The following is a 26,856-nucleotide window of genomic DNA, read 5'->3' as shown; positions in this document are numbered from 1 at the left end:
CGATGCAAAACGAAGAACTGGTCAAGGTCGCCATCGCGGCCCTGGAAGACATGAAGGCCCAGGACATCACCACCATCGATGTGCGCGGCAAGACCAGCGTCACCGACTTCATGGTGATCGCCAGCGGCACCTCCAGCCGCCACGTCAAGTCGATCGCCGACAACGTGCTGGAGAAGGTCAAGGAACAGGGCCAGCGCCCGCTGGGCAGCGAAGGCCTGGACAGCGGCGAGTGGGCCCTGCTGGACCTGGGCGATGTGGTCGTGCACGTGATGCAGGTCGCCACCCGCCAGTTCTACGACCTCGAGCGCCTGTGGCAGGGTGCCGAGCAGAGCCGCGCCCAGCATCCCCAGGAATAACGGAGCACCGCTTTGCGTCTGCGTCTGATCGCCGTCGGCTCGCGCATGCCCCGCTGGGTGGAGGAGGGCTGGCACGAGTACGCCAAGCGCCTGCCTGCCGAGCTTTCCCTGGAGCTGGTGGAGATACCCCTGACCACGCGCGGCAAGAATGCCGACGTGGCACGGATGATCCGCCAGGAAGGGGAGGCGATGCTGGCCAAGGTGCAGCCCGGGGAACGCATCGTCACCCTGGAAGTCGAAGGCCGCGCCTGGAGCACCGAGCAACTGGCAGTGGAACTGGACCGCTGGCGCCTCGACGCGCGCACCGTGAACCTCATGGTCGGCGGCCCGGAAGGGCTGGCACCGGAGGTCTGCGCGCGCAGCGAACAGCGCTGGTCGCTGTCGCCGCTGACCCTGCCGCACCCGCTGGTGCGGATCCTGGTGGGCGAACAGATCTATCGAGCCTGGACCGTGCTGTCCGGCCACCCCTATCACAAGTAAGCCGTACCGATGCCGCAGCCGATCCGCCTGAAAGACCACGAGAAGGATGCCCGCCTGGTGCGTCGTCGCGTCGTCGTCGGCGCGGTGCTGGTGCTGTTGCTGACCTGCGTGCTGATCGCCCGCCTCTATTACCTGCAGGTGATCCAGTACGAGTACCACTCGACGCTTTCCGAGAACAACCGCGTCCACGTCCAGCCGATCCCGCCGACCCGTGGCCTGATCTACGACCGCAACGGGCTGATCATCGCCGACAACCGCCCGAGCTTCAGCCTGACGGTGACCCGTGAGCGCGCCGGCGACTGGGAGCAGACGCTGGATGTGATAGTCGAAGCGCTGCAGTTGACGCCGGATGACCGCGCGCTGTTCGAAAAGCGCATGAAGCAGGGGCGCCGCCCGTTCGAGCCGGTGCCCATCCTCTTCGAGCTGTCGGAGGAGCAGATCGCCCGCGTGGCGGTGAACCAGTTCCGCCTGCCGGGCGTGGAGGTGGTCGCGCAACTGGTGCGCCACTACCCGCAGGGTGCGCACTTCGCCCATTCGGTGGGCTACGTCGGGCGCATCAACGAGAAGGAGCTCAAGGAGCTCGACCCGATCAACTACAGCGGCACCCACCACATCGGCAAGACCGGCATCGAGCGCTTCTACGAGGACACGCTGCACGGCGAGGTGGGTTACGAGGAAGTCGAGACCAACGCCCGTGGCCGTGTGCTGCGGGTGCTCAAGCGCACCGATCCGAAGCCGGGCAAGGACCTGGTGCTGACCATCGATACGCGCCTGCAGGAGGCGGCGGAAGCGGCCCTTGGCGGGCGCCGGGGCGCCATCGTGGCCATCGAGCCGTCCAGCGGCGATGTGCTGGCGATGGTCAGCCAGCCGAGCTTCGATCCCAACCCCTTCGTCACCGGCATCAGCTTCAAGCAGTACGCCGAGCTGCGCGACTCCATCGACCGGCCGCTGTACAACCGCGTGCTGCGCGGGCTCTATCCGCCGGGGTCGACGGTCAAGCCGATGGTGGCGGTCTCCGGGCTGGAGGCCGGCGTGGTCACCCCCGAGTCGCGGGTGTTCGACCCGGGCTTCTACCAACTGCCCAACTACGATCACAAGTACCGCAACTGGAACCGCACCGGTGATGGCTGGGTGAGCCTGGAGACCGCGATCATGCGGTCCAACGACACCTACTTCTACGACCTTGCCCACAAGATGGGCATCGACCGCCTGCATGCTTCCATGAGCCGCTTCGGCTTCGGCCAGAAGGTGGCCCTGGACATGTTCGAGGAGACCACCGGGCTGATGCCGTCGCGCGACTGGAAGCGCGCCCGCTACCGCCAGGCCTGGTACCCGGGCGAGACGCTGATCCTCGGCATCGGCCAGGGCTACATGCAGGCCACGCCGCTGCAACTGGCCCAGGCCACCGCGCTGATGGCGAGCCGGGGCAAGTGGATCCGCCCGCACCTGGCCAAGACCATCGAGGGCAAGGCTCCTGAAGATCCGAACCCGATGCCGGACATCACGCTGCGCGACCCGAAGTTCTGGGACTACGCGCGCTCCGGCATGGAGCAGGTGATGCACGGCGCGCGGGGCACCGCTCGCAAGGTCGGCGATACCTCGGTCTACCGCATCGCCGGCAAGTCCGGTACCGCGCAGGTGGTGGCGATCAAGCAGGGCGAGAAGTACGACCGCTCGAAGGTCCAGGAACGCCACCGCGACCACGCGCTGTTCATCGGCTTCGCCCCGGCCGACAACCCGAAGATCGCCGTCGCGGTGATGGTGGAGAACGGTGAATCCGGCTCCGGTGTCGCCGCGCCCGTGGTCAAGCAGGTGATGGACGCCTGGCTGCTGGGCCCCGATGGGCAGCTCAAGCCCGAGTTCCAGTCGCCGCAGGCGCCCCTGACCGCCGAGAAGAGCCCGAGCCGATGAACAGCAACTTCGACCGCACCCTGTCCAACGAGGACGTGATGCGCCGCCGCGCCAGCCTGCTGCAGCGCCTGCACATCGATGGCCAGTTGCTGCTGCTCCTGCTGGTGCTGGCCGCCGGCAGCCTGTTCGTCCTCTATTCGGCCAGTGGCAAGCACTGGGACCTGCTGATGAAGCAGGCGTCGTCCTTCGGCCTGGGGCTGGTGGCGATGGTGGTGATCGCCCAGTTCGAACCGCGCTTCCTCGCCCGCTGGGTGCCCCTGGGCTACGTCGGCGGCGTGGCGCTGCTGATCGTGGTCGACATCATGGGCCACAACGCCATGGGCGCCACCCGCTGGATCAATATCCCCGGGGTGATCCGCTTCCAGCCCGCGGAGTTCATGAAGATCCTCATGCCGGCGACCATCGCCTGGTACCTGTCCAAGCGAACGCTGCCCCCCAAGCTCAAGCATGTGGTGGTGAGCCTGGCGCTGATCGTGGTGCCCTTCATCCTGGTGGTGCGCCAGCCGGACCTCGGCACCGCGCTGCTGATCCTCGCCTCGGGGGCGTTCGTGCTGTTCATGGCCGGGCTGCAGTGGCGCTGGATACTCGGCGCGGTCACGGCGGTGGTGCCGATCGCGGTGGGGATGTGGTTCTTCGTCATGCACGACTACCAGAAGCAGCGCGTGCTGACCTTCCTCGACCCGGAAAGCGACCCGCTGGGCACCGGCTGGAACATCATCCAGTCGAAGGCGGCGATCGGCTCGGGCGGGGTATTCGGCAAGGGCTGGCTGCTGGGCACCCAGTCGCACCTGGATTTTTTGCCCGAAAGCCACACGGACTTTATCATTGCCGTCCTCGGCGAAGAGTTCGGCCTGGTCGGCGTGTGCATCCTGCTGCTGGTCTACATGCTGCTGATCGGTCGCGGCCTGGTCATCACCGCCCAGGCACAGACCCTGTTCGGCAAGTTGCTGGCGGGCAGCCTGACCATGACCTTCTTCGTCTACGTGTTCGTCAACATCGGCATGGTCAGTGGCCTGCTGCCGGTGGTGGGAGTGCCCCTTCCCTTCATTAGCTACGGCGGAACTTCGCTGGTTACGCTGCTGTCAGGGTTTGGGGTTTTGATGGCCATCCATACCCATCGCAAGTGGATCGCCCAGGTTTGATACGAGTGAATAATTTGAAAAGACTGCGCAGCTGGATGGTGCGGGGGACCCTGGGTCTCGGCGGCGTGCTGGGAGCCGCCGCGCCGGCCCTGGCGGGGGACTACGAAGGCAGCCCGCAGGTCGCCGAGTTCGTTGCGGAGATGACCCGCGACTACGGCTTCGCCGGGGAGCAGCTGGTCAGCCTGTTCCGCGAGGTGGAACGCAAGCAGGCGATCCTCGACGCGATTTCGCGGCCGGCCGAACGGGTCAAGCCGTGGAAGGAATACCGCCCGATCTTCATCACCGATGCGCGCATCCAGAAAGGCGTGGCGTTCTGGAACCAGCACGCCGACGCCCTGGCCCGTGCCGAGAAAGAGTACGGCGTGCCGGCCCAGGTGATAGTCGCCATCATCGGCGTCGAGACGTTCTATGGCGGCAACACCGGCAGCTACCGGGTGATCGATGCCCTGTCGACCCTGGGCTTCGACTACCCGCCACGTGCCGAATTCTTCCGCAAGCAGTTGAAGGAGTTCCTCCTGCTGGCACGCGAGGAGCAGGTCGACCCGCTCACCCTGAAGGGCTCCTACGCCGGCGCCATGGGGCTGCCGCAGTTCATGCCCAGCAGCTTCCGCGCCTATGCGGTGGACTTCGACGGCGACGGCCACATCGATATCTGGACCAACCCGGTGGACGCCATCGGCAGCGTCGCCAGCTACTTCAAGCGTCATGGCTGGGTGGCCGGCGAGCCGGTGGTCAGCCGCGCCCAGGTACGTGGCGAGAATGCCGAGCAGGGCCTCACCGAAGGCCTGGACCCGGTGAAGAATGTCGGCGAACTGCGTGCCCTGGGCTGGGCAAGCGGGGATGCCTTGCGCGATGATCTCGCCGTCACGGCCTTCAGGCTGGATGGTGCGGACGGCATGGAGTACTGGATGGGCCTGCCCAACTTCTACGTGATCACCCGCTACAATCGCAGCGTGATGTATTCCATGGCGGTGCATCAGCTTTCAGAATCCTTGGTCAATGCGCGGGGCGGGCGTTAACACATGCGGCAGATGCCGATCAGATTCGCTGCTTACGGTGCCCTGGTGCTGCTGCTTGCCAGCTGCTCCAGCAGCCGTTCCCCGCAGCCGGTACAACAAGGCGGGCCGATCTCCGGTCCTGGCGACTACTCGCGTCCGCACAAGGACGGCGCGCCCTGGTGGGACGTCGACGTCTCGCGGATCCCCGACGCGGTGCCGATGCCGCACTACGGCTCGATCAAGGCCAACCCCTATACGGTGCTGGGCAAGACCTACTACCCGATGAGCGATGCGCGCCGCTACCAGGCCACCGGCACCGCCTCCTGGTACGGCACCAAGTTCCACGGGCAGGCCACCGCCAACGGCGAGGCCTACGACCTCTACGGCATGACCGCCGCGCACAAGACCCTGCCGCTGCCGAGCTACGTCAAGGTGACCAACCTGGACAACGGCCGCACGGTGATCCTGCGCGTGAACGACCGTGGCCCGTTCTACTCCGACCGCATCATCGACCTGTCCTTCGCCGCCGCGAAGAAGCTCGGCTACGCCGAGACCGGCACCGCGCGGGTCAAGGTCGAGGGCATCGACCCCAACGAGTGGTGGGCCGCCCAGGGCCGCCCGGTGCCGATGGTGCTGGCGCAGCCGCAGCAGGTGGCCAAGCCCCAGCCGGCGCCCGCGCCCGTGCAGGTCGCCAGCGCACCGGTCGAGCAGTACACCCCGCCGCCCGCGCAGCACGCGGCCGCCGTGCTGCCCGTGCAGATCGACGCAAAAAAAAACGGTTCACTCGGAGCCTCTGGCCTGTATCTCCAGGTGGGCGCCTTCGCCAATCCGGACGCTGCGGAGCTCCTCAAGGACAAGCTGAGCGGGATGGTGAGTGCCCCGGTATTCATCAGCTCGGTCGTGCGCAATCAGCAGATCCTGCACCGGGTTCGCCTGGGGCCGATCGACACGCAGGGTGAAGCGCAGCAATTGCAGGACAGCGTTCGCCTGGCCAACCTCGGCCAGCCGACCCTGGTGAAGCCGGACTGACGGCTTCGTTCTTAGCCCGCGAGGGCCTGTTAGACCATTAGCAACTTCAGAGAGACGGATGAACATCATCAGCTTTGCGAAACGCCTTCTACTGCCAGCAGTCCTGATCATCGCCTCGCCGGTCGCCCTGGCCGCCGAGCAGATCGTCCCGTCGCCGCCGCAACTGGCTGCCAAGGCCTATGTGCTGATGGATGCCGCCAGTGGCCAGGTCCTGGTCGAGAACAATGGTGACGAGCGCCTGCCGCCCGCGAGCCTGACCAAGCTGATGACCGCGTACATCGCCACCCTGGAGATCCGCAAGGGCCAGATCGGCGAGAACGACCCGGTGACCATCAGCGAGCACGCCTGGCGCACCGGCGGTTCGCGCATGTTCGTCCAGGTCAACACCCAGGTGTCCCTGAGCGACCTGCTGCACGGCATCATCATCCAGTCCGGCAACGATGCCAGCGTCGCCGTGGCCGAGCACATCGCCGGCAGCGAAGATGCCTTCGCCGACATGATGAACACCACTGCCGAGAAGCTCGGCATGACCGGCAGCCACTTCATGAACGCCACCGGCCTGCCCAACCCGGAGCACTACTCCACCGCGCACGACATGGCCCGCCTGGCCCGCGCGATCATCTACGAGGACCCGGCGCACTACGCCATCTACTCGCAGAAGGAGTTCTTCTGGAACAACATCAAGCAGCCCAACCGCAACCTGCTGCTGTGGCGCGACAAGACCGTCGACGGCCTGAAGACCGGTCACACCGAGGAAGCCGGCTTCTGCCTGGTGGCCTCCGCCGTGCGTGACAACCAGCGTCTGATCGCCGTGGTGTTCGGCACCAACAGCGAGCAGGCCCGTGCCGCCGAGACCCAGAAGCTGCTGACCTACGGTTTCCGTTTCTTCGAGACCAAGACCTTCTACCAGAAGGGCGCCGAGCTGGCCAAAGCCCAGGTCTGGAAGGGCGCGTCCCGCGAAGTGAAGGCCGGCCTGGCCAGCGACCTGACCATGACCCTGCCCAAGGGCCAGCTGCAGAAACTGCAGGCGGCCATGACCCTGTCCCCGCAGCTGGTCGCGCCCATCAAGCAGGGCGATGTGATCGGCAAGGTCGAGGTCAAGCTGGACGACAAGGTGGTGCACAGCGCCGACCTGGTCGCCCTGGAGGCCGTCGAAGAAGGTGGCTTCTTCCGCCGCCTGTGGGATAGCATCCGCCTGTTCTTCTTCGGCCTGTTCAACTGAGCCGAGCCGTACCAACCGACCTACTGAGCCGACGCCCCGCACCCCACCCGGGTGGCGGGGCGTCCGCATCGCGGGCCACGAGTCCGCCGCCGCCATGACCGACGAAACCGACGTACAAGCCCCGAAAATCGAATTCCCCTGCGAGCGCTACCCGATCAAGGTGATCGGCGATGCCGGCGAGGGCTTCTCCGACCTGGTCGTCGAGATCATCCAGCGCCATGCGCCGGACCTCGACGTCACCACCCTGGTGGCACGCGACAGCCGCAACGGCCGCTTCCTCTCCGTGCAGGTACTGATCACCGCCACCAGCGTCGACCAGTTGCAGGCGATTCACGTCGACCTGCGTGCTACCGGCCGCGTGCACATGGTGCTCTAGTGGCGCCCGAGCTCATCGTCCGTCACCTGGGGTTGGCCGAATACCTGCCGACCCTGGAGGCGATGCGCCGGCTCACCGCCGAGCGCGACGACAGCACCCCCGATGAAATCTGGCTGCTGCAGCACCCCCGGGTATTCACCCAGGGGCAGGCCGGCAAGGCCGAGCACCTGCTGGCGCCGGGTGACATCCCGGTGGTGCAGGTCGATCGTGGCGGCCAGGTGACCTACCACGGCCCCGGCCAGCTGGTGGGCTACCTGATGCTCGACCTGCGCCGCCTGGGCCTGGGTGTGCGTGAGCTGGTAACCACCATGGAGCAGAGCCTGGTCGATGTGCTGGCCGGTTATGGCATCGAGGCCGCGCCCAAGGCGGATGCCCCCGGCGTCTATGTCGCGGGCGACAAGATCGCCTCGCTGGGGCTGCGGGTCAGCCGCGGCTGCTCCTTCCATGGCCTGGCACTCAACGTGGACATGGACATGTCGCCCTTCCAGCGCATCAATCCCTGCGGCTACGCTGGGCTGAAGATGGTGCAGCTCCGTGAGCTGCTCGATTCGCCGCCGTCGTTCGACGAGGTGGCGCAGCGGCTGGAGCGCGTCCTGCGCGACCGGCTCTACCCGCGCTAGGCAGATACGAAAAAGGCGCCCGGTGGGCGCCTTTTTTCGAAGTCCTGATTTCCCTTCATCGCACTCCACCCCGGTTTCCCGGGGCGGCCTTGCCGTGGCCGTTCAACCCAGGTTGAGGGCGGGAATGAGGCTGGTGTCCTGGGGCTGGCCCGGCACCGGGACCGGCGCGGCGAGGCCCAGGTTGTTCTTCTCGAACACGCGGTCGGCGCGGTAGCTGGAACGTACCAGCGGGCCGGCGGCGACTTCCATGAAGCCCTTCTCCAGGCCGATGTCGCGGAAACGGTTGAACTCCTCGGGGCTGACCCAGCGCTGGACCTTGAGGTGGTTGCGGGTCGGTTGCAGGTACTGGCCGAGGGTGAGGATGTCGACGCCGATGGCGCGCAGGTCGTCCATGGCCTCGATGACTTCCTCGTCGGTCTCGCCCAGGCCGAGCATCAGGCTGGTCTTGGTCAGCACGGACGGGCGGTGGCGCTTGGCGTGCGCCAGGGCGTTCAGGGTCTTCTCGTAGCCGGCGCGGGGGTCGCGTACCTCATGGGTCAGGCGCTTGACCGTCTCGACGTTCTGCGCAAACACCTCGAGGCCCGAGTCGACCACGCGCTCGATGGCCTGGAGGTCGCCGTCGAAATCGGGCGTCAGGGCCTCCACCACCACATTGGGGGTACGTTCCTTGATGGCGCGCACGCAGGCCGCGTAGTGGCTGGCGCCCCCGTCGTCCAGGTCGTCGCGGTCCACCGAGGTCAGCACGATGTAGCGCAGCGCCATCAGCTCGACGGACTTGGCGGTGTTCTGCGGCTCTTCCTGGTCCAGCCAGCCATTGGGGTTGCCGGTGTCCACGGCGCAGAAGCGGCAGGCGCGGGTGCACACCGAGCCCATCAACATGATGGTGGCGGTGCCGTTGGACCAGCACTCGCCCATGTTCGGGCAATGGGATTCCTGGCACACGGTGCTCAGGCGGTGCTCGCCGACGTTGCGCTTGACCGCCTCGAAACGGCTGCCGCCGGGAGCCTTCACCCGCAGCCAGCTGGGCTTGGGTTCGAATACCTGGGGTTCGGCCGAGGCGCGGCGCTTCTGGCCATCCTTGATCGCCGTGATGCCCTGGGCATTACGGAACTTCTCGCCACTGGCGACGGGTTTGGACGGGGCTGAATCGGACATCGGAACTGGCTCCGCTAGAGGCTCAGTTGGCTGCCACGGGGGCAAAAAAGGGGTGGCGCAGTGTAACACAGCGGCCGGTCTCGGCTGGAGCGAAATGACCGGATGGTCAACTGCCCGCCTGTACGGTCTGCGGGGCTCCCGGCCGGGGCCGGGCGGCCCGTTGCGCCGTTCAGGCGGGGCGCTTCAGCGCGCGCTGCGCAACTGCTCGAGCAACTGCTGGTTGGGGTAGCCGTCGGCCGGCCAGCCGAGCTGCTGCTGGTAGCCACGGATTGCCTTGCGGGTGTTGGCACCGATGATGCCGTCGGCGGCACCGGGGTTGTAGCCGCCGCTGGCCAGGGCCTCCTGCAGTTCGATGCGCTCGGTGCGGCTCAGGGGTTTGTCGCCCTTGGGCCAGGTACCGGCGATCAGCCCCTGGCCGTCGAAACGCTGGGACAGCAGGCCGATGGCCAGGGCATAGGAAGACGAGTTGTTGTACTTGAGGATGGCGCGGAAGTTGTCCAGTACCAGGAAGGCCGGGCCACGGTAGCCGGCGGGCAGCAGCAGGTAGCCGCGCTCCTGGGCCAGGTGCGCGGGCAGCGGTACGCGTACGCCCAGCGCCTGCCACTCGGCCACGGTCTTGCGGGTGTCGGTGTCGGCCTGGGCATAGTCGAAGCCGGCTGGCAGCTTCACCTCGGCGCCCCAGGGCTTGCCCTTCTGCCAGCCCGAGGCCTGCAGGTAGTGGGCGGTGGAGGCCAGGGCGTCGGCGGTGGAGTTCCAGATGTCGCGGCGGCCGTCGCCGTCGAAGTCCACCGCATGGGTGTTGTAGGTGGTGGGGATGAACTGGGTCTGGCCCATGGCGCCGGCCCAGGAGCCACGCATGCCGGCAGGCTTGATGTCGCCGTGCTGGATGATCTCCAGGGCGGCGATCAGCTGGGCGTGGGCGAAGGCCGGGCGGCGGCCTTCGTAGGCCAGGGTGGCGAGGGAGCGGATCACCGACTTGTCGCCCATGAACTGGCCGAAGCTGCTTTCCATGCCCCAGACGGCCACCAGGGTCTGGCGGTCGACGGCGTAGCGCTGCTCGATGGCGTCGAGTATCCGCGCGTGTTCCGCCAGCAGGGCCTGGCCCTTGCGGACGCGGTATGGCGACATGGCCCCTTCGAGGTATTCCCAGACCGGCCGGGTGAATTCGGGCTGGCTCTGGTCGGCGCTGACCACGGCGGGGTCCGGTTCTACGCCCTGGAAGGCCTGGTCGAAAATGGTGGCGCGGATGCCGGCGGCCAGTGCTTCCTGGCGGAAGCGGGCGCGCCATTGCTCGAAGGTCTCCTCGGGCAGCACTTCGGGTGCGACCGGCGGCTGGGCGGGAGAGGCTTGGGCGGCGGATTGCGCCGGGGCAGCGGCCAGGGGAGCGGAGCTATTCGGGGTATCGGCGCAGGCGCTGAGGACTGCGAGGGTGGTGGCCACTGCCAGGCTGCGGAGAATCAGGCCGGGTACGGGGGCGAGGAGCATGGGGCGGTCTCGACAGCTGCAAAAACAAGCCGCGACCTTAACACGGATGACCCTTTTCAGGCGGCCAGAAGCGAAGAAGCCTCCCAGTTACGGGAGGCTTCGCGGCGGTAGCTGCCTTTGCCTTTCAGTGGCTGTTCCTGGCGGCTGCGGAACAGGGGCTGGGCGACGATGCTCTTCGCCTTGTTGGGTTTCTTGCGTTGCTTGGCCATGGCCGACTCTCCACTGGGCGCCTGCGGGGTTGCAGGCGCGCGCATCTTGCTCCCGCGTGCGGGCGATGTCCAGTGTCAGGCGGCGGGGATGGGCAGGCGCTGGCCGGCGAGGCTGAGCGCGAGGTGTGCGAGGCCGATCCAGGGGTCGCCGGGGGCCTGGCCCTTGATCTGCGCGTCGATGCGCTGGGCATCGCTGAGCAGTTGGTTCCAGCGCGAGGCAGGGTGGCGTTGCAGGGCACGGCTGACCAGGGGGCGGCGCTTGTCCCACACCGGCGGGCGGGCGGAGGCGAAGGCTTTCTCCAGCGGCACGCCCTGGGCGTACTGCTGGGCGATGCCGGCCAGCTGGCGCAGTTCTCGGGCCAGGGCCCAGAGGATCACCGGGGTTTCCACGCCTTCGCCGCGCAGGCCTTCGAGGGTGCGCAGGGTGTGCGCGGCCTCGCCGTTGAGCGCGGCGTCGATCAGGCCGAAGACGTCGAAGCGGGCACTGTCGGCCACTGCGGCCTGCACGGTGGCGGCGTCGATCTGGCCGCCTTCGGCGAGCAGCTTGAGCTTCTCGATCTCCTGGGCGGCGGCCAGCAGGTTGCCTTCGACCCGGGCAGCGATCAGGTCGACCGCCTCCTGGTTGGCGGCGAGGCCGGCCTGGGACAGGCGCTGGCGTATCCATTGCGGCAACTGGTGGGCGTCCACCGGCCAGATCTGCAGGAACTGGGCGTTGGGGCCGTCGATCAGGGCCTTGGCCCATTTGGTCTTCTGGGTGCTGCCGTCCAGCTTGGGCAGGCTCACCAGCAGCAGGGTGTCTTCCGGCGGGCGCGAGAGGTACTCGAGCAGGGCGGCGGCGCCCTTGTCCCCGGGCTTGCCATTGGGGATGCGCAATTCGATCAGGCGCTTGTCGGCGAACAGCGAGAGGCTGGCCCCGGCTTCATGCAGCTGCCCCCAGTCGAAGCTGGCCTCGACGTTGAAGACCTGGCGCTCGTTGAAATCGCGCTCGCGGCAGGCCGTGCGGATGGCGTCGCAGGCTTCCTGGCACAGCAGCGGCTCGTCGCCGCTGACGATGTAGACAGGCGCGAGGGTGCCTTGCAGGTGCTTGCTGAGTTGGGCGGCGTTGAGCTTCATGGGCAGGGGAAATGACCGGGGCCGCAATAGCGGCCCCGTGCACCTTACTGGACGGGCAGTTGCAGCGGGGATTGCTGCGGCTTGGCTTCTTCGGCGCGACGCTCGGCTTCCAGGGCGTCGGCTTCGGCCTTGGCCTTGGCTTCGGCTTCGGTCTGCAGCTGATCCAGGCGCTCGGGCGTGATCAGTTGCAGGCGCATGGCCAGTTGCTGAACCAGCTCGCGGCGCATTTCCTCGCGCAGCTGGCTGGACTCCTGGTCGGAGCCGATCAGGTTGTTGCTGTCGTGGGTGTAGTAGCGCTGCACGTCCATGCGGTCGCTGAGCAGCAGCAGGTCCTTGTTGCCACGGATCTCGTAGTCGAGGGTGACGTTCAGCTCGTACTCGGCGCTGCGCGCGGAGCCGGTGTAGGTGGCGGTGCGCTGGTCTTCCTTCTCGCGGGTGAGGACCAGGGTGTAGGGCGCGCCGGCGTGGACGTTGACGTCGCTGTTCTCCAGCAGCTCGCGGACCTGCTTGACGGTCTCGCCGTAGCTGTTGCGGCCGGTGACGTCGATTTCCTTCAGGGCGAACCGGGTGTCGCCGGTGCCGCGCAGTTGAAAGCCGCAGGCGCTGAGCATCACGGCCAGACCCACGACCAGCAGATTCCGTTTCTTCATTTCTGTTTTCCCCTTGGCGAACGTACCGGGGCCGCGCTCCACACGCGGCCCCGGGCTCAATCAGTTGGCGACGATGTTGACCAGCTTGCCGGGCACCACGATGACCTTGCGGATGGTCAGGCCTTCGGTGAAGCGCAGCACGTTCTCGTTCTCCCGCGCGCTGGCCTCGACGGCTTCGCGGCTGGCGTCGGCCGGTACGTCGATGTGCCCGCGCAGCTTGCCGTTGACCTGTACCACCAGTTGCAGGCTGTCCTGCACCAGGGCGTCGGCATCGACCTTGGGCCAGTTGGCGTCGATCACCGGGTCGGCATGGCCGAGCTCGCGCCACAGTTCGTGGCTGATGTGCGGGGTGATGGGCGCCAGCAGCAGGGCCACGGTCTCCAGGCCTTCGTGCAGCAGGGCGCGGTCCTGGTCGGTGTCCTGGGCGGCTTTCTCGAGCACGTTCATCAGCGTCATCACGGCGGCGATGGCGGTGTTGAACTTGTGGTGCTGGCCGACATCCTGGCTGGCCTGCTTGATGGCCAGGTGGATGGCGCGGCGCACCTCTTTCTGGGCGTCGTTCAGGCTGGCCTTGTCCAGGCTGCCCGGCAGGCCGGCGTTGACGTGGGCCTGGCCCAGGCGCCAGACGCGGCGCAGGAAGCGGCTGGCCCCTTCGACGCCGGAGTCGGACCATTCCAGGCTCATGTCCGGCGGCGAGGCGAACATCATGAACAGGCGGCAGGTGTCGGCGCCGTAGGCGTCGATCATGGCCTGCGGGTCCACGCCATTGTTCTTCGACTTGGACATCTTCTCGGTGCCGCCGATTTCCACCGGCTGGCCGTCGCTCTTCAGGCGTGCACCGATGACCTTGGCCTTGGCGTCGCGCTCGACCTCGACATCGGCCGGGTTGAACCAGTCCTTGCCGCCGTTGGCGGTGGTGCGGTAGTAGGTCTCGGCGACCACCATGCCCTGGGTCAGCAGGTTCTTGAACGGCTCGTCGGAGCTGACCAGGCCTTCGTCACGCATCAGCTTGTGGAAGAAGCGCGCGTAGAGCAGGTGCAGGATGGCGTGCTCGATGCCGCCGATGTACTGGTCCACCGGCAGCCAGTGGTTGGCGGCGGCGGGGTCGACCATGCCCTTGTCGTAGGTGGGCGAGGCGTAGCGGGCGAAGTACCAGGAGCTCTCCACGAAGGTGTCCATGGTGTCGGTTTCGCGCTTGGCCGCGGCGCCGCATTTCGGGCAGCTGCATTCGTAGAACTCGGGCATCTTGGCCAGCGGCGAACCGGCGCCGTCCGGCACCACGTCTTCGGGCAGCACGACGGGCAGCTGGTCCTCGGGGACCGGTACGTCGCCGCAGCTCGGGCAGTGGATGATCGGGATCGGGCAGCCCCAGTAGCGCTGGCGGCTGATGCCCCAGTCGCGCAGGCGGAACTGGGTGCGGGCCTGGCCGAGGGATTTCTTCTGCAGGGCCACTTCGATGGCATCGAAGGCACCGGGGAAGTCCAGGCCGTCGAATTCGCCGGAGTTGATCAACTGGCCATGCTCGCCATAGGCGGGCTGCCAGGGGGCGGGGGTTTCGTCGCCGGCGCTGGTGCGCACCACCGGCTTGACCGGCAGGCCGTACTTGGCGGCGAACTCGAAGTCGCGCTCGTCATGGGCGGGCACGGCCATCACGGCGCCTTCGCCGTAGTTCATCAGTACGTAGTTGGCGACCCACACCGGCAGCTTCTCGCCGGTCAGCGGGTGCTCGACGAACAGCGTCGTCGGCAGGCCCTTCTTTTCCTGGGTGGCAATGTCGGCTTCGGCGACGCCGCCGCGCTTGCACTCGTCGATGAAGGCCTGCAGTTCGGCGGCCTTGTCGGCCGGCAGCTTCTGCAGGGCGATCGCCGCCAGCGGGTGCTCGGCGGCCACGGCCACGTAGGTCGCGCCCATCAGGGTGTCCGGACGGGTGGTGAAGACCTTCATCGCCCCGGCCTGGCCGATGCTGGCTGCATCGTAGGGGAAGCTGACTTCCATGCCGCGGGACTTGCCGATCCAGTTGCGCTGCATGGTCTTGACCTGCTCGGGCCAGCCCGGCAGGTCGTCGAGGCTGGAGAGCAGCTCATCGGCGTAGGCGGTGATCTTGAAGTAGTACATCGGGATTTCGCGCTTCTCGATCAGCGCGCCCGAACGCCAGCCACGGCCGTCGATGACCTGCTCGTTGGCCAGTACGGTCTGGTCCACCGGGTCCCAGTTCACGGTGCCGTTCTTGCGGTAGATCACGCCCTTCTCGAACAGGCGGGTGAACAGCCACTGCTCCCAGCGGTAGTAGTCCGGCTTGCAGGTGGTGACTTCGCGGGACCAGTCGATCGCCAGGCCCAGGCTTTTCAGCTGGGACTTCATGTAGGCGATGTTCTCGTAGGTCCACTTGGCGGGGGCGACGTTGTTCTTCATCGCCGCGTTTTCCGCCGGCATGCCGAAGGCGTCCCAGCCCATGGGCTGCAGCACGTTCTTGCCCTGCATGCGCTGGTAGCGGGCGATCACGTCGCCGATGGTGTAGTTGCGCACGTGCCCCATGTGCAGCTTGCCGCTCGGGTAGGGGAACATCGACAGGCAATAGAAGGTGTCCTTGCCGGGCTGTTCGCTGACTACAAAGGATTTCTGCGAATCCCAGTGGGATTGCGCGGCGGCTTCGATTTCGCGGGGCTGGTAGTTTTCGTGCATGGCTACTTGCGCTGAGAAATGGGCATTCAGAAGGGTCGCTGTCCGGGGACCGGTAGGCCTGATCTGAAAAGGAAATTCAAGCGGCTTAGCATACATGACCCCCCTTGGCTGAGGGAAACCCTGATTGACCGCCGCCAGGCCCCGGCCCACCGTTTGTCGCGGCACCCTGTAGGTTCGACGCCTGGCGCTAAGCTATTCATTAGCTTTGCAAAAATCGGATGCGGTAACGAGGTGTCGTTGGATGGGCGAGATGCGGCGAGCGGAATCGGCGAGCGGGCTCTACGAGCGGCTGCTGCATCGCCTGGCGCTCGCGCTGGACGAAGCCGATACCGCCATCCGCCTGCGTGACGAGGACCCCCGCGAGCTGGAGCTGAAAGGGCTCAGCCCCGCCGAACTCGAGCTGATCCGTGCCTACCTCGACAACGACCTGCACTGGCTGCGTGGATGGCACGCGGCCGCCGAAGAGCTGGCGTTGATCGAGCAGCAGCCGGCCAAGTCCAAGCTCACGCGTACCGCCGCCAAGACCCCTGCGGCCTCGCCACGTGTCGCCAAGCCCCTGTTCAAGCGGCGCCAGCAACTGGTCTGCGCGCTTTGCGGCGCGGCCGCCAGCTGGCAGCGTGGCCAGGGTGTGCAGGCCTGCCCGGCCTGTGGTTCGCAGCTTTTCCGTACCGGTAATCCCCGTTAGGCTTCGCGCACCTTGGAGGTGCTCGATGCCCATTCGCTATTTCTTCAAACAATTGCTGCTGCCGCCGGGTGGCCTGCTGCTGCTCCTGCTGGCCGGCTGGTGGCTGCGCCGGCGCAGCCCGCGCCTGGCGCTGTGCTGCTTCGTGCTGGGCTTCGGCGGCTTGTTGGCGATGAGCCTGCCGGTGGTGGTCGAGTGGTCGGCACGGGCGCTGGAAACCGAACCCCACTTGACCCGGGACGAGTGGAGCGGCCTGGCGTCCCGCGCCCAGGCTATCGTCGTGCTCGGCGCCGGGCGCATGCGTGGCGACCCCGCCTGGGGCGAGGACCAGCCCAGCCTGCTGGCCACCGAGCGTGTGCGCTATGCGGCGCGCCTGGCCAAGGCCAGCGGCCTGCCGGTGCTGACCTCCGGCGGGCTGCATTACGGCACCCCGCCCAGCGAGGCGGCGATCATGGCGCGGACCCTGGAGTCGGAGCTGTCGGTGCCGGTTCGCTGGCAGGAAGGCAGCAGCCGCACCACCTGGGAGAACGCCGTGGAGAGCGCACGCATCCTCAAGGCGGAGGGGATCGACAGGGTCGTATTGGTGACCCAGGCCTTCCACATGCGACGGGCGCGCTGGTGCTTCGAGAAAGTCGGCCTGGAGGTGGTGACGGCGCCCATGGGCGCCTACGGGGTTCCCCCCGGCGACCCGTTCGGCGGCTGGCTGCCCGAGGCGCCAGCAGTGTGGAAGAACGGCATGCTGCTCAACGAGTGGATAGGGCTGCTCGCCTATCCGCTGGCCTATCGCTGACCCTCCGCGCGCCCCGGGCTGAAGCCCGCGCTACGGTGGAGCGGCCCCGGTGACGGTCCGGGGCGTGGAGTCAGACAGTCTTGGCGATGCGGCTGGCCAGCAGGGCCCAGCCGAACAGCAGGCCGCAAAGAATGACCAAGGGCCAGGCGCGCCATTTTAGGTAGGGCGTCAGCTCCTGCATCGGCACCACTTCACCGTAGAGGGTGGCTTTCTCGAACTGCGGGATGCGTTCGGTGATCTGGCCGAAGGGGTCGATCAGCGCGGTGACGCCGTTGTTGGTGGCGCGGATCATCCAGCGGCCGGCTTCCAGGGCGCGCATCTGCGCCATCTGCAGGTGTTGCAGCGGGCCGATGGAGGTGCCGAACCAGGTGTCGTTGCTCACCGTCAGCAGCAGCTCGCTGTTGGCGGAGAGCCCCGCGGCGAATTCGGGGTAGACCACCTCGTAGCAGATGAAGGGCGCGATGCGGTAACCCTTGGCCAGCAGCGGTTGCTGGTCGGTCGGGCCGCGTGCGAAGTCGGACATGGGCAGGTCGAAGAAGGCGATCAGGCCGCGCAGCACGTCCTGCAGGGGCACGTATTCGCCGAAGGGCACCAGCTTCTGCTTGAGGTAGGTGCCTTCGCCTTCGCCGATCACGGTGATGCCGTTGTAGTAGCGCTTCTCGCCGCGCTCGTTGGCCTGGCGGATCGGCACGCCGGTGATCAGGGTGGCCTTGCGCTCGAGGGCGAAGCGGTTCATCACCGACAGGTAGCCCTCGGCGTATTCCTTGAGCACCGGTACGGCGGTTTCCGGCCAGATGATCAGGTCGGCCTGCTCGGCGTTGAAGGTCATGTCGCGGTACAGCGCAAGCTGGGCGTTGAGCTGGGCCGGGTCCCATTTCATGTTCTGTTCGACGTTGCCCTGCAGGGCTGCGACTTTCAGCGGCTCGCCGGCGGGCCTGGTCCAGGCGTGGCCCTTCAGGGACTGGCCGGCGATCCAGGGGCCGACCAGCAGCACCACCCCGGCGGCGAGGAAGGCCGGGCGCGCGCGCAGGCGCACGAGGTTGACCAGCAAGGCGGCGGTCAGCGCCAGGACGAAGGACACCAGCCACATGCCGCCCACCGGGGCGAGCCCGGCCAGGGGGGCGTCGAGTTGGCTGTAGCCGGCGTAGAGCCAGGGGAAGCCGGTGAGGAACCAGCCGCGGAATGCTTCCTGGGCCAGCCACAGGGCGGCGAAGGCCAGGGCATCGGCCAGGGGCGCTTCGCTGCGGCGGAACCAGCGCGCCCAGACGATGGCGGGCAGGGCGAAGAACAGCGCCACGCCGGCGCTGAAGCCGCCGGTGAGGAAGGCCGCCAGCGGCACCGAGGCGGCGCCGTAGTCGTGGATGCTGACGTAGATCCAGCTGGTGCCGGCGATGAACAGGCCGAAGCCGTAGCACCAGCCGCGGACGAAGGCCGCCTTGGGCGCCAGGTCGCGCAGGCCCAGGTAGAACAGCGCCAGGGACAGCAACGAGATGGGCCAGATATCGAAGGGCGCGAGGGCCAGCGGGGTGAGCGCGCCGGCCGCCAGGGCCAGCAGGTTGCCCGGCCAGCCGGGGCGGGTGATCCAGTTCATGCACAGTCCTTGGGCTTGGTGGCGCGGGGCGCCCGGGAGTTCGTCGCGGCGCAGTCTAGCCGGGCCACGCCCGCGCCGGGAAGCGGCGGGCGTGGTGGCGCATCAGCGGGACAGCGGGGTGAGGCGCAGCAGGTGCAGGCGGCGGCTGTCGGCGTTGAGCACGCGGAAGCGGAAGCCACCGATCTCGGTGATCTCGTTGCGCTTGGGCAGGTGGCCGAAGGCGCCCATCACCAGGCCGCCGACGGTGTCGAACTCGTCTTCGGAGAAGTCGGTCTCGAAGAACTCGTTGAAGGCGTCAACCGGGGTCAGCGCCTTGACGATGAAGTCACCGCTGGGCAGCGGCTTGATGTAGCTGTCTTCCTCGACGTCGTGCTCGTCCTCGATGTCGCCGACGATCTGCTCCAGCACGTCCTCGATGGTCACAAGGCCCGCCACGCCGCCGTATTCGTCGATGACCACGGCCATGTGGTTGTGGTTGGCGCGGAACTCCTTGAGCAGGACGTTGAGGCGCTTGGACTCGGGGACGAAGGTCGCCGGGCGCAGCATGTCCTTGATGTTGAAGGGGCGCTCCGGGGCCTGGAGGATCAGCGGCAGCAGGTCCTTGGCCAGGAGGATGCCCATCACGTCGTCCAGGCCTTCGCCGATCACCGGGTAGCGCGAGTGCGCGGCGTCGATGATCGCGGGGAGGAACTCCTTCGGGCTCTGGTTGGCCTTGATGCTGATCATCTGCGAGCGCGGCACCATGATGTCGCGTACCTGGAGGTCGGCGACCTGGATCGCACCTTCGACGATCGACAGGGCTTCGCTGTCCAGCAGCTTGTTCTGATGCGCTTCGCGCAGGAGCTCCAGCAGCTCCTGGCGGTTCTTCGGCTCATGGGCAAAGGCCTGGGTCAGCTTTTCCAGCCAGGACCTGTGCCCGTTGCTCGATCGATCTTCGCTCATATGTCCTTGCTCGGTGCCTTTCTCATTCGTCATCGCGATAGGGGTCGGGGTGGCCCAGTTCAGCCAGCAAATCCCGTTCCAGTGCTTCCATTTCCTCGGCTTCCTCGTCCTCGATGTGGTCGTAGCCGAGGAGATGCAGGCAGCCGTGGATGACCAGGTGCGCCCAGTGGGCCTCAGGCGACTTGCCCTGCTCGGCGGCTTCGCGTGCCACCACGGGGGCGCAGATCACCAGGTCGCCGAGCAGCGGGATGTCCAGCAGCGGTTCGCCGCCCGGCCCGTCCGGTACGTCGGCGGGGAAGGACAGCACGTTGGTGGCGTAGTCCTTGTGTCGCCAGGTGTGGTTCAGTTCGCGGCCCTCGGGCTCGTCCACCAGGCGGATGGTCAGCTCCGAGTCGGCGCTGCGCTGGCGCAGGGCCAGTTCGCACCAGCGGCGGAAGTCGGCTTCAGCGGGAAGCGCGGGGGCTTCGCTGGCCAGTTGCAGGTCGAGTTCAAGCATCGGCGTCGATCGCACCCGGGTCGTTGTCGGCAGGCTTGGGCTTGGGCTGGTTGCGATTGTCGTAACGGTCGTAGGCTTCGACGATGCGCTGCACCAGCGGGTGGCGCACCACGTCCTGGGACTTGAAGTGGGTGAAGGCGATGCCCGGCACGTCCCGCAGCACGTCTATCACGTGGGTCAGGCCGGAGCGGGTGCCGCGCGGCAGGTCGACCTGGGTGATGTCGCCGGTAATCACGGCCGTGGAGCCGAAACCGATGCGGGTGAGGAACATCTTCATCTGCTCGAGGGTGGTGTTCTGACTCTCGTCGAGAATGATGAAGCTGTTGTTAAGGGTGCGGCCGCGCATGTAGGCGAGCGGCGCCACTTCGATCACCTGCTTCTCGATCAGCTTGGCCACCTGCTCGAAGCCGAGCATCTCGTACAGGGCGTCGTAGAGCGGGCGCAGGTAGGGATCGATCTTCTGCGACAGGTCGCCGGGCAGGAAGCCGAGCTTCTCGCCCGCCTCGACCGCCGGGCGCACCAGCAGGATGCGGCGCACCTGCTCGCGCTCCAGCGCATCCACGGCGCAGGCGACGGCGAGGTACGTCTTGCCGGTGCCGGCCGGGCCGATGCCGAAGTTGATGTCGTGGTCGAGGATCGACTTCACGTAGCGCTGCTGGTTGGCACCGCGCGGGCGGATCATGCCCTTGCGGGTGCGCAGGGCGACACTGGTGTCGGCCTTGGCGGGGGTGGCCAGCTGCTCCATGCCGGTTTCCTGGAGGAACAGGTGGACCATGTCCGGTGACAGCTCGGTGGCTTCGGTTTCGCGGTAGAGACGGCGCAGGAGGTTTTCCGTGGCCTGGGTACGCTGCGGCTCGCCGACCAGTTCGAACTGGTTGCCGCGGTTGCGTATCTCGATGGCCATGCGCTGTTCGATCAGCCGCAGGTGCTCGTCGAATTGGCCGCACAGGTTGGCGAAGCGACGGGCTTCAAAGGGGTCCAGGGTGAAGCGGTGCAAATCCAGGGGTGCGTTCAATGTCGTCTGTATGTGGCCGCCGAACGGCAGGGATAGGAAAGGAAGAATAAACCCAGGTGCCCGACTGTGAAAGCTCGGGCACCTCGGAATTCAGTGCAGGGTCTCGTCGATCAGGGTGCCGCGCAGCGAGTGGGGCAGGGCGTCGTCGATATGGACGTCGACGAACTGGCCGATCAGGCGCGGGTTGGCGCTGCGGAAGTTGACGATGCGATTGTTCTCGGTGCGGCCCTGGAGCATGCCCGGGTCCTTCTTGGAGAAGTCGCTCACCAGGATGCGCTGGGTGCTGCCGACCATCCGTCGGCTGATCTCGAAGCCCTGCTGGTGGATGCGGCCCTGGAGAATCTGCAGGCGCTGCTTCTTCACGTCGTCCGGCGTGTCGTCCACCAGATCGGCGGCCGGGGTGCCGGGGCGCGAGCTGTAGATGAAGGAGAAGGAGAAGTCGAAGCCGACGTCTTCCACCAGTTTCATCGTCGCTTCGAAGTCCTTCTCGGTCTCGCCGGGGAAGCCGACGATGAAGTCGGAGCTGATGCAGATGTCCGGCACCGCGGCCTTGAGCTTGCGGATGCGGGATTTGTACTCGAGTGCGGTGTGGTTGCGCTTCATCGCCGCGAGGATGCGGTCGGAGCCCGCCTGTACCGGCAGGTGGACGAACTTCACCAGTTCCGGAACCTCGGCGTGGGCCTGGATCAGCGCGTCGGAGAACTCCAGCGGGTGCGAAGTGGTGTAGCGGATGCGCTCGATGCCGTCGACGGCGGCGACCACGCGGATCAGCTCGGCGAAGTCAGCGATGCGCCCGTCATGGGTGGTGCCGCGGTAGCCGTTGACGTTCTGGCCGAGCAGGGTGACCTCGCGCACGCCGTTGTCGGCGAGGTGGATGACCTCGGCCAGCACGTCGTCGAAGGGGCGGCTGACTTCCTCGCCCCGGGTGTAGGGCACGACGCAGAAGGTGCAGTACTTGCTGCAGCCCTCCATCACCGAGACGAAGGCGCTGGGGCCGTCCACACGCGGTTCCGGCAGGCGGTCGAACTTCTCGATCTCGGGGAAGCTGATGTCCACCTGGGGCGTGCGGGTGCTGCGTGCAGCGTCGATCATCTCCGGCAGGCGGTGCAGGGTCTGCGGGCCGAAGACCACGTCGACATAGGGCGCGCGATCACGGATGGCCGCGCCTTCCTGGCTGGCGACGCAGCCGCCGACACCGATCACCAGGTGCGGGTTCTGCTGCTTCAGGTCACGCCAGCGGCCGAGCTGCGAGAACACCTTGTCCTGCGCCTTCTCGCGGATGGAGCAGGTGTTGAGCAGGATGACATCGGCGTCTTCGGCGCGCTCGGTCACTTCCAGCGCCTGGTGTTCGCCCAGCAGGTCGACCATGCGCGAGGAGTCGTACTCGTTCATCTGGCAACCGTGGGTCTCGATGTAAAGCTTCTTGGCCATGCACGTTCGTCGGGTGGTTCGAAGAACCGCGCATTATAGTCGGCAGGGCCCCGGCTTCCTAGCGTTGACCGTCCGGAGCCGTGCTATGCTTCGCGCCCCTCGAACTTCCCCCTCCTGCCGCCTCCTCCATGACCAAGCGCGAACCCATCTACAAGGTGATCTTCCTCAACCAGGGCCAGGTGTACGAGATGTACGCCAAGCAGATCTACCAGAGCGATCTGTGGGGTTTCCTGGAGGTGGAGGAATTCGTCTTCGGCGAACGCACCCAGGTGGTGGTCGACCCCAGCGAAGAAAAGCTCAAGGCCCAGTTCGAAGGCGTGGTCCGCAGCTTCGTGCCCATGCACGCGATCATCCGCATCGACGAAGTCGAGCGCCTGGGTACGCCGAAGATCAGCGAAGCCAAGGTCACCGGCAACGTCATGCCGTTCCCCATGCCGATGCCGGATAAGAGCAGCTGAAAGCCTGAAGCCTGAAGCCTGAAGCTGGAAGTGTCGTGTGTAGGGTGGGGCGGGCGGCGTTCCGCTAGCGTAGCGAAACCCATGCGGAGCGGTGTTCGGCATGACTCCGAGCGGTGGACCGATAAAGCGTGGTCCACCCTACGTCCAGGTTGCGAAAACAAGAAAGCCTGGAGTTGACGACCATCGTCGATCCCCCAGGCTCTTCCAGCTTCCAGCTTCCAGCTTCCAGCTTCCAGCTTCCAGCTTCCAGCTTCCAGCTTCCAGCTTCCAGCTTCCAGCTGCTCCTAAGGCAACGGCGCGAAAGGCGAGCCGCCGTCGGCGGTCTGCAGCTCGATCAGGTAGTTGCGGAAGATCTGGCCCAGCACCTGGGTGGCGATCTCCAGTTCGTCGGCACGCATCTGGCCGGAGACCATGTCGGCGGTGTCCATCGCTTCGTCCGAACCGTTCACCGCAGCCATCTTCAGCACGATATAGGCCTGCACATTGCTGGCCGGCACGCCTTCGCCACGGAAGAACATGTTGCCGAGACGGAACTGCGCCTGGGCGTTGCCTTTCAGGGAGGCCTGCTCGAACCAGTTCAGTGCCTGGTGCAGGTCGCGGGGGGTGCGCTTGCCGTCGTAGTAGAACTCGCCCAGCTCGTACTGCGCCTCGGTGTCGCCGGCTTTGGCGGCCTGCTGGCAGTTGGAGAGGGCTTCCTGCTGGTCTTCGGGTTGCGTATTCAGGCTGCAGCGCCCGGTGGCCGGGATCAGCAGGGAGTTGCCGCCGGCTTCGGCCAGCAGCGGGGAGAGGAGCAACAGGCTGCCCAGGGTCAGGATGCGGCCGGTGCGGTTCATGAAATCACAACGCCTCGAAAAGCAGTGCGGGCGACGGGCCCGGCCGGCGAAACGCGCCGACCGTCACATTATGAAATAAGCAAGGCGCTTCTTACAAAGTCTTTGCGCGGATTTCCTTGCATCCGGGCGCCGGCCACTGGGCCGGGCTCCCGGATGTAACGGCCGCGTAAAGGCGGTCAGGCCTTTTTAAGCTCGGCGAACGCGCGCTCTGCAGCGTCCAGGGTGATGGCCAGCTCGGCGTTGCCGTGGGCGATCGAGGTGAAGCCCGCTTCGAAGGCGCTGGGCGCCAGGTACACGCCGCCCTGCAGCATCAGGTGGAAGAAGCGCTTGAAGCGTTCGGCGTCGCTGGCCATCACGTCGTCGAAGGTGACGATGTCGTCGGCGCCACTGAAGTACAGCCCGAACATGCCGCCCGCCTGGGTGGTGACGAAGGGGATGCCGGCGGCATCGGCGCGTTGCTGCAGGCCGTCGAGCATGCGGCTGGTGTAGTCGCTCAGCTCGGCGTGGAAGCCAGGCCGGCTGATCAGCTTGAGGGTGGTCAGGCCGGCGGCCATGGCCAGCGGGTTACCCGACAGGGTGCCGGCCTGGTAGACCGGGCCCAGCGGGGCGATCTGCGACATGATTTCGCGCTTGCCGCCGAAGCAGCCCACGGGCATGCCGCCACCGACGATCTTGCCGAAGGTGGAGAGGTCCGGCGTCACGCCGTAGTGGGCCTGGGCGCCGCCGAGGGCGACGCGGAAGCCGGTCATCACCTCGTCGAAGATCAGCACCACGCCGTGCTGGTCGCAGAGGCGGCGCAGGCCTTCGAGGAAACCGGGAGCGGGCGGTACGCAGTTCATGTTGCCGGCGACCGGCTCGACGATGATGCAGGCCACGTCGGCGCCGGCTTCGGCGAGCATCTTCTCGACGGCGCCGATGTCATTGAAGGGCAGCGTCAGGGTGTGCTTGGCGAAGTCCGCCGGCACGCCGGCCGAGCTGGGCACGCCCTGGGTCAGCAGGCCGGAACCGGCCTTGACCAGCAGGCTGTCGGAGTGGCCGTGGTAGCAGCCCTCGAACTTGATGATCGCATCGCGACCGGTATAGCCACGGGCCAGGCGGATGGCGCTCATGGTGGCCTCGGTGCCGGAACTGACCATGCGCACCATCTCCATGGACGGCACCAGGGAGCAGACCAGGTCGGCCATCTCGGTTTCCATGGCGGTCGGTGCGCCGTAGGAGAGGCCGTGCTGCAGCTGGCGGCGCACGGCGTCGAGCACGTCCGGGTGGCCGTGGCCGAGGATCATCGGGCCCCAGGAGCCGACATAGTCCACATAGCGCTTGTCGTCCTCGTCCGTCACGTAGGCGCCTTCCGCGTGCTTGAAGAACAGCGGTGTGCCGCCGACGCTCCGGAAGGCGCGGACCGGCGAGTTGACGCCGCCGGGGATGTGTTTCTGGGCGTTGGCGAACAGGGTTTCGGAACGGGACATGTCGGGCTCTCTCTGGAAACGGGTGTACGTACGGGGCTCAGGCCGGGTTGAACAGCGCGCTGAAGGCGCGCGCGCGGCGCTCGACTTCGGCGGGGCTGTCGGCCGCGAACAGGGCGTGGATCACGGCGACCAGGTCGGCACCACGGGCGATCAGCTCCGGGGCGTTGTCCTGGGTCACGCCGCCGATGGCCACCAGCGGCAGGTTGAAGCGGCGCCGTGCTTCCTCCAGCAGGTCGGGCGTGGCGGCAGGGGCGCCGGGCTTGGTCTGGGAGTTGAAGAAGCGGCCGAAGGCGATGTAGCTGGCGCCTTCGCCGCTGGCGGCTGCGGCGAGGTCGAGGCTGGCGTGGCAGGTGCCGCCGATGATGGCGTTGCGGCCGAGCAGGGCGCGGGCGGCGGCGAGGGAGCCGTCGGTCTGGCCCAGGTGCACGCCGACGCTCAGGCGTGCGGCCAGCTCGGCGTCGTCGTTGATGATCAACTGCGCGCCGTGGCGTGCGCAGAGTTCGCGCAGGGCTTCGGCCTCACGCAGGCGACGGGCTTCGTCGGCGGACTTGTCGCGGTATTGCAGCAGTCTCGCGCCGCCCTTGAGCGCCGCCTCGACGTAGGGCAGCAGGCGACCATCGGCGAGCAGGGCGCTGTCGGTGATGGCGTAGAGGCCGCGCAGTTTCATGAGCAGAAATCCAGGGGCAGGCGACGCGGCACGAACTGGCCGTGACCGGGTTGCTCGGCGTCACGCAGGGTGCGCCAGGTGTAGTCCAGGGCCGTTTCCACCGCACTGACCAGGTCCTGGCCCAGTGCCAGGCGACCGGCCAGGGTGCTGGCCAGGGTGCAGCCGGAGCCGTGGTAGCTGCCCGGCAGGCGCTGGCAGGTGAAGGTGTGCTGGGCGCCGTCGCGGGAGTAGAGGCGGTTGTGCACGTCGGTCTCGTCGCCGTGGCCGCCGGTGATCAGCAGGTGCTGGACGAACGGCAGCAGCTTCTCGGCGCACTGGTCGGCGCTGCCTTCGGGCAGCTCGGCGAGGATGCGCGCCTCCGGCAGGTTCGGGGTGGCCAGGGTGGCGACGGGCAGCAGGCGCTCGCGCATGGCGAAGCCGACCTCGTCCTTGCCCAGGGCACCGCCGCCGCCGGCACGCAGCACCGGGTCGCAGACCAGCGGTACGCCCGGCAGGGCCTGCATGATCTCCAGCACGGTCTCGACCATCTCCACCGAGCCGAGCATGCCCAGCTTGACGGCCGAGACGGGCAGGTCGGCGATCACGGCACGGGCCTGGGCCAGCACCCATTCGCGATCGAGCACGCGGAAGTCGGAGACGTTGACGGTGTCCTGAACGGTGAGGGCGGTCACGGCGGGAGCCGCGTGGCAACCTTGGGCGATCAGGGCTTCGATGTCCGCCTGGAGACCGGCGCCGCCACTGGGGTCGTGGCCGGAAAGACAGAGGACGATGGGGCGGGAGATGGGCTTTTTCATGGTGCGCGAGCTTATCACTTTTCCCGCTGCCGGAGCCCGCCCGGGCGCCGCGCATTGTCGGACAAATCGCCTCAGCGGCGACGTGCCCCGGCAGCGCCTGCCCAAGTGCCGTTCCGTCGGTCTCGTAGTTTGCCTGTAATAGCCGTTCTAGAGCGGCTCGTTCGATATGGCAGAGTGCCTCTTCGTCAGGCCTTTGGCTGTGCTAGAGTGAGCGAATTCGAACAACCAGGCCCCGCGTGGCGCGTCATCCCGGGAAGAAGGGA

General features: G+C 67.0%; 27 protein-coding genes. 12 read left to right on the top strand and 15 right to left on the bottom strand.

The annotated features are described in order from the left end of the window. Nucleotides 1-2 precede the first annotated feature (2 nt). From rsfS to lipB, 9 genes are all read left to right on the top strand, one after another. Entirely contained in the window at nucleotides 3-356 is a 354-nt protein-coding gene (gene rsfS, locus ACYJSS_RS27710; RefSeq protein WP_111261536.1) for a ribosome silencing factor, read from the top strand. Nucleotides 357-368: 12 nt separating this feature from the next. Further along, complete coding sequence (rlmH, locus tag ACYJSS_RS27705; RefSeq protein WP_111261515.1) at nucleotides 369-836, top strand: 23S rRNA (pseudouridine(1915)-N(3))-methyltransferase RlmH; 468 nt, start codon at nucleotides 369-371, stop codon at nucleotides 834-836. Between the two features lie 9 nt (nucleotides 837-845). Continuing rightward, nucleotides 846-2,747: a penicillin-binding protein 2 gene (gene mrdA / locus ACYJSS_RS27700; protein ID WP_111261514.1), complete on the top strand. Its 1,902-nt coding sequence runs from the start codon at nucleotides 846-848 to the stop codon at nucleotides 2,745-2,747. A 38-nt stretch (nucleotides 2,748-2,785) separates the two neighbouring features. Next, complete coding sequence (rodA, locus tag ACYJSS_RS27695) at nucleotides 2,786-3,889, top strand: rod shape-determining protein RodA (protein WP_178082952.1); 1,104 nt, start codon at nucleotides 2,786-2,788, stop codon at nucleotides 3,887-3,889. A gap of 14 nt (nucleotides 3,890-3,903) precedes the next feature. Beyond that, nucleotides 3,904-4,908, top strand: a complete 1,005-nt coding sequence (gene mltB / locus ACYJSS_RS27690) for a lytic murein transglycosylase B (protein ID WP_371921690.1) — start codon at nucleotides 3,904-3,906, stop codon at nucleotides 4,906-4,908. A 12-nt stretch (nucleotides 4,909-4,920) separates the two neighbouring features. After that, on the top strand, nucleotides 4,921-5,916 hold the full coding sequence (locus ACYJSS_RS27685) for a septal ring lytic transglycosylase RlpA family protein (protein ID WP_371921689.1): 996 nt from the start codon (nucleotides 4,921-4,923) through the stop codon (nucleotides 5,914-5,916). Nucleotides 5,917-5,974: 58 nt separating this feature from the next. After that, nucleotides 5,975-7,138 carry a D-alanyl-D-alanine carboxypeptidase family protein gene (locus ACYJSS_RS27680; protein ID WP_111261510.1) on the top strand — a complete coding sequence of 388 codons (1,164 nt, stop codon included), beginning with the start codon at nucleotides 5,975-5,977 and terminating at the stop codon, nucleotides 7,136-7,138. Nucleotides 7,139-7,232: 94 nt separating this feature from the next. Then, a complete protein-coding gene (locus tag ACYJSS_RS27675; RefSeq protein WP_111261509.1) occupies nucleotides 7,233-7,514 on the top strand; it encodes a DUF493 domain-containing protein in 282 nt (93 codons plus the stop codon). Next, nucleotides 7,514-8,134 carry a lipoyl(octanoyl) transferase LipB gene (lipB, locus tag ACYJSS_RS27670; protein ID WP_111261508.1) on the top strand — a complete coding sequence of 207 codons (621 nt, stop codon included), beginning with the start codon at nucleotides 7,514-7,516 and terminating at the stop codon, nucleotides 8,132-8,134. The genes ACYJSS_RS27675 and lipB overlap by 1 nt, the downstream gene beginning before the upstream one ends. A gap of 102 nt (nucleotides 8,135-8,236) precedes the next feature. Here the strand turns inward: lipB and lipA are convergent, their stop codons facing one another. From lipA to leuS, 6 genes are all read right to left on the bottom strand, one after another. Continuing rightward, nucleotides 8,237-9,289 carry a lipoyl synthase gene (gene lipA / locus ACYJSS_RS27665; RefSeq protein ID WP_111261507.1) on the bottom strand — a complete coding sequence of 351 codons (1,053 nt, stop codon included), beginning with the start codon at nucleotides 9,287-9,289 and terminating at the stop codon, nucleotides 8,237-8,239. Nucleotides 9,290-9,472: 183 nt separating this feature from the next. Continuing rightward, nucleotides 9,473-10,774 (bottom strand): lytic murein transglycosylase, encoded by a 1,302-nt coding sequence (locus tag ACYJSS_RS27660; RefSeq protein ID WP_111261506.1) that lies wholly within the window; start codon nucleotides 10,772-10,774, stop codon nucleotides 9,473-9,475. A 56-nt stretch (nucleotides 10,775-10,830) separates the two neighbouring features. Continuing rightward, complete coding sequence (gene arfA / locus ACYJSS_RS27655; RefSeq protein WP_044410741.1) at nucleotides 10,831-10,983, bottom strand: alternative ribosome rescue factor ArfA; 153 nt, start codon at nucleotides 10,981-10,983, stop codon at nucleotides 10,831-10,833. Between the two features lie 75 nt (nucleotides 10,984-11,058). Then, the gene (holA, locus tag ACYJSS_RS27650) at nucleotides 11,059-12,096 is read right to left on the bottom strand and encodes a DNA polymerase III subunit delta (RefSeq protein ID WP_111261505.1); all 1,038 of its coding nucleotides are present in this window, start codon (nucleotides 12,094-12,096) and stop codon (nucleotides 11,059-11,061) included. Nucleotides 12,097-12,140: 44 nt separating this feature from the next. Next, the gene (locus tag ACYJSS_RS27645; RefSeq protein ID WP_111261504.1) at nucleotides 12,141-12,746 is read right to left on the bottom strand and encodes an LPS-assembly lipoprotein LptE; all 606 of its coding nucleotides are present in this window, start codon (nucleotides 12,744-12,746) and stop codon (nucleotides 12,141-12,143) included. A gap of 60 nt (nucleotides 12,747-12,806) precedes the next feature. Continuing rightward, nucleotides 12,807-15,428, bottom strand: coding sequence for a leucine--tRNA ligase (gene leuS / locus ACYJSS_RS27640; RefSeq protein ID WP_111261503.1), 2,622 nt, complete (start codon nucleotides 15,426-15,428; stop codon nucleotides 12,807-12,809). A 241-nt stretch (nucleotides 15,429-15,669) separates the two neighbouring features. Between leuS and ACYJSS_RS27635 the strand changes: the two genes are divergently transcribed. Both ACYJSS_RS27635 and ACYJSS_RS27630 read left to right on the top strand, forming a co-directional pair. Continuing rightward, nucleotides 15,670-16,113: a hypothetical protein gene (locus ACYJSS_RS27635; RefSeq protein WP_111261502.1), complete on the top strand. Its 444-nt coding sequence runs from the start codon at nucleotides 15,670-15,672 to the stop codon at nucleotides 16,111-16,113. Nucleotides 16,114-16,138: 25 nt separating this feature from the next. Further along, entirely contained in the window at nucleotides 16,139-16,900 is a 762-nt protein-coding gene (locus ACYJSS_RS27630) for a YdcF family protein (protein ID WP_111261501.1), read from the top strand. 70 nt (nucleotides 16,901-16,970) lie between these two features. Here ACYJSS_RS27630 and lnt read toward each other — a convergent pair whose 3' ends face one another. From lnt to miaB, 5 genes are all read right to left on the bottom strand, one after another. Continuing rightward, complete coding sequence (lnt, locus tag ACYJSS_RS27625) at nucleotides 16,971-18,491, bottom strand: apolipoprotein N-acyltransferase (protein WP_111261500.1); 1,521 nt, start codon at nucleotides 18,489-18,491, stop codon at nucleotides 16,971-16,973. Between the two features lie 102 nt (nucleotides 18,492-18,593). Next, nucleotides 18,594-19,433, bottom strand: coding sequence for an HlyC/CorC family transporter (locus ACYJSS_RS27620; protein ID WP_111261499.1), 840 nt, complete (start codon nucleotides 19,431-19,433; stop codon nucleotides 18,594-18,596). Nucleotides 19,434-19,455: 22 nt separating this feature from the next. Next, nucleotides 19,456-19,929: an rRNA maturation RNase YbeY gene (gene ybeY / locus ACYJSS_RS27615; RefSeq protein WP_111261498.1), complete on the bottom strand. Its 474-nt coding sequence runs from the start codon at nucleotides 19,927-19,929 to the stop codon at nucleotides 19,456-19,458. Next, a complete protein-coding gene (locus tag ACYJSS_RS27610; RefSeq protein WP_111261497.1) occupies nucleotides 19,922-20,944 on the bottom strand; it encodes a PhoH family protein in 1,023 nt (340 codons plus the stop codon). Before ACYJSS_RS27610 ends, ybeY begins: the two co-directional genes overlap by 8 nt. A gap of 90 nt (nucleotides 20,945-21,034) precedes the next feature. Continuing rightward, nucleotides 21,035-22,375: a tRNA (N6-isopentenyl adenosine(37)-C2)-methylthiotransferase MiaB gene (gene miaB / locus ACYJSS_RS27605; protein WP_111261496.1), complete on the bottom strand. Its 1,341-nt coding sequence runs from the start codon at nucleotides 22,373-22,375 to the stop codon at nucleotides 21,035-21,037. Nucleotides 22,376-22,503: 128 nt separating this feature from the next. On the opposite strand from miaB, the gene ACYJSS_RS27600 reads away from it, so the two are divergent. Then, nucleotides 22,504-22,833 (top strand): DUF1820 family protein, encoded by a 330-nt coding sequence (locus ACYJSS_RS27600; protein WP_111261495.1) that lies wholly within the window; start codon nucleotides 22,504-22,506, stop codon nucleotides 22,831-22,833. A 284-nt stretch (nucleotides 22,834-23,117) separates the two neighbouring features. Here ACYJSS_RS27600 and ACYJSS_RS27595 read toward each other — a convergent pair whose 3' ends face one another. The 4 genes from ACYJSS_RS27595 to ACYJSS_RS27580 form a co-directional block, all read right to left on the bottom strand. Continuing rightward, entirely contained in the window at nucleotides 23,118-23,666 is a 549-nt protein-coding gene (locus ACYJSS_RS27595; protein WP_111261494.1) for a tetratricopeptide repeat protein, read from the bottom strand. Nucleotides 23,667-23,842: 176 nt separating this feature from the next. Next, on the bottom strand, nucleotides 23,843-25,132 hold the full coding sequence (gene hemL, locus ACYJSS_RS27590) for a glutamate-1-semialdehyde 2,1-aminomutase (RefSeq protein WP_111261493.1): 1,290 nt from the start codon (nucleotides 25,130-25,132) through the stop codon (nucleotides 23,843-23,845). A 37-nt stretch (nucleotides 25,133-25,169) separates the two neighbouring features. Then, nucleotides 25,170-25,799 carry a thiamine phosphate synthase gene (gene thiE / locus ACYJSS_RS27585; protein WP_111261492.1) on the bottom strand — a complete coding sequence of 210 codons (630 nt, stop codon included), beginning with the start codon at nucleotides 25,797-25,799 and terminating at the stop codon, nucleotides 25,170-25,172. Then, the gene (locus tag ACYJSS_RS27580; RefSeq protein ID WP_111261491.1) at nucleotides 25,796-26,593 is read right to left on the bottom strand and encodes a hydroxymethylpyrimidine/phosphomethylpyrimidine kinase; all 798 of its coding nucleotides are present in this window, start codon (nucleotides 26,591-26,593) and stop codon (nucleotides 25,796-25,798) included. Before ACYJSS_RS27580 ends, thiE begins: the two co-directional genes overlap by 4 nt. Nucleotides 26,594-26,856: the final 263 nt, after the last annotated feature.

The organism is Pseudomonas sp. No.21, from assembly GCF_054558415.1.
The sequence above is the reverse complement of the archived record's forward strand: the minus strand, read 5'-3'. Positions and strand labels throughout refer to the sequence as shown.

Coding starts and splice junctions, on each gene's coding strand:
- ACYJSS_RS27660 (WP_111261506.1), bottom strand. CDS start 10,774: ATGCTCCTCGCCCCCGTACCCGGCCTGATTCTCCGCAGCCTGGCAGTG.
- ACYJSS_RS27675 (WP_111261509.1), top strand. CDS start 7,233: ATGACCGACGAAACCGACGTACAAGCCCCGAAAATCGAATTCCCCTGC.
- lnt (WP_111261500.1), bottom strand. CDS start 18,491: ATGAACTGGATCACCCGCCCCGGCTGGCCGGGCAACCTGCTGGCCCTG.
- ybeY (WP_111261498.1), bottom strand. CDS start 19,929: ATGCTTGAACTCGACCTGCAACTGGCCAGCGAAGCCCCCGCGCTTCCC.
- ACYJSS_RS27630 (WP_111261501.1), top strand. CDS start 16,139: ATGCCCATTCGCTATTTCTTCAAACAATTGCTGCTGCCGCCGGGTGGC.
- rsfS (WP_111261536.1), top strand. CDS start 3: ATGCAAAACGAAGAACTGGTCAAGGTCGCCATCGCGGCCCTGGAAGAC.
- ACYJSS_RS27600 (WP_111261495.1), top strand. CDS start 22,504: ATGACCAAGCGCGAACCCATCTACAAGGTGATCTTCCTCAACCAGGGC.
- ACYJSS_RS27580 (WP_111261491.1), bottom strand. CDS start 26,593: ATGAAAAAGCCCATCTCCCGCCCCATCGTCCTCTGTCTTTCCGGCCAC.
- thiE (WP_111261492.1), bottom strand. CDS start 25,799: ATGAAACTGCGCGGCCTCTACGCCATCACCGACAGCGCCCTGCTCGCC.
- rodA (WP_178082952.1), top strand. CDS start 2,786: ATGCGCCGCCGCGCCAGCCTGCTGCAGCGCCTGCACATCGATGGCCAG.
- leuS (WP_111261503.1), bottom strand. CDS start 15,428: ATGCACGAAAACTACCAGCCCCGCGAAATCGAAGCCGCCGCGCAATCC.
- ACYJSS_RS27680 (WP_111261510.1), top strand. CDS start 5,975: ATGAACATCATCAGCTTTGCGAAACGCCTTCTACTGCCAGCAGTCCTG.
- ACYJSS_RS27620 (WP_111261499.1), bottom strand. CDS start 19,433: ATGAGCGAAGATCGATCGAGCAACGGGCACAGGTCCTGGCTGGAAAAG.
- ACYJSS_RS27685 (WP_371921689.1), top strand. CDS start 4,921: ATGCCGATCAGATTCGCTGCTTACGGTGCCCTGGTGCTGCTGCTTGCC.
- ACYJSS_RS27645 (WP_111261504.1), bottom strand. CDS start 12,746: ATGAAGAAACGGAATCTGCTGGTCGTGGGTCTGGCCGTGATGCTCAGC.
- ACYJSS_RS27635 (WP_111261502.1), top strand. CDS start 15,670: ATGGGCGAGATGCGGCGAGCGGAATCGGCGAGCGGGCTCTACGAGCGG.
- lipA (WP_111261507.1), bottom strand. CDS start 9,289: ATGTCCGATTCAGCCCCGTCCAAACCCGTCGCCAGTGGCGAGAAGTTC.
- miaB (WP_111261496.1), bottom strand. CDS start 22,375: ATGGCCAAGAAGCTTTACATCGAGACCCACGGTTGCCAGATGAACGAG.
- hemL (WP_111261493.1), bottom strand. CDS start 25,132: ATGTCCCGTTCCGAAACCCTGTTCGCCAACGCCCAGAAACACATCCCC.
- holA (WP_111261505.1), bottom strand. CDS start 12,096: ATGAAGCTCAACGCCGCCCAACTCAGCAAGCACCTGCAAGGCACCCTC.
- arfA (WP_044410741.1), bottom strand. CDS start 10,983: ATGGCCAAGCAACGCAAGAAACCCAACAAGGCGAAGAGCATCGTCGCC.
- ACYJSS_RS27595 (WP_111261494.1), bottom strand. CDS start 23,666: ATGAACCGCACCGGCCGCATCCTGACCCTGGGCAGCCTGTTGCTCCTC.
- mrdA (WP_111261514.1), top strand. CDS start 846: ATGCCGCAGCCGATCCGCCTGAAAGACCACGAGAAGGATGCCCGCCTG.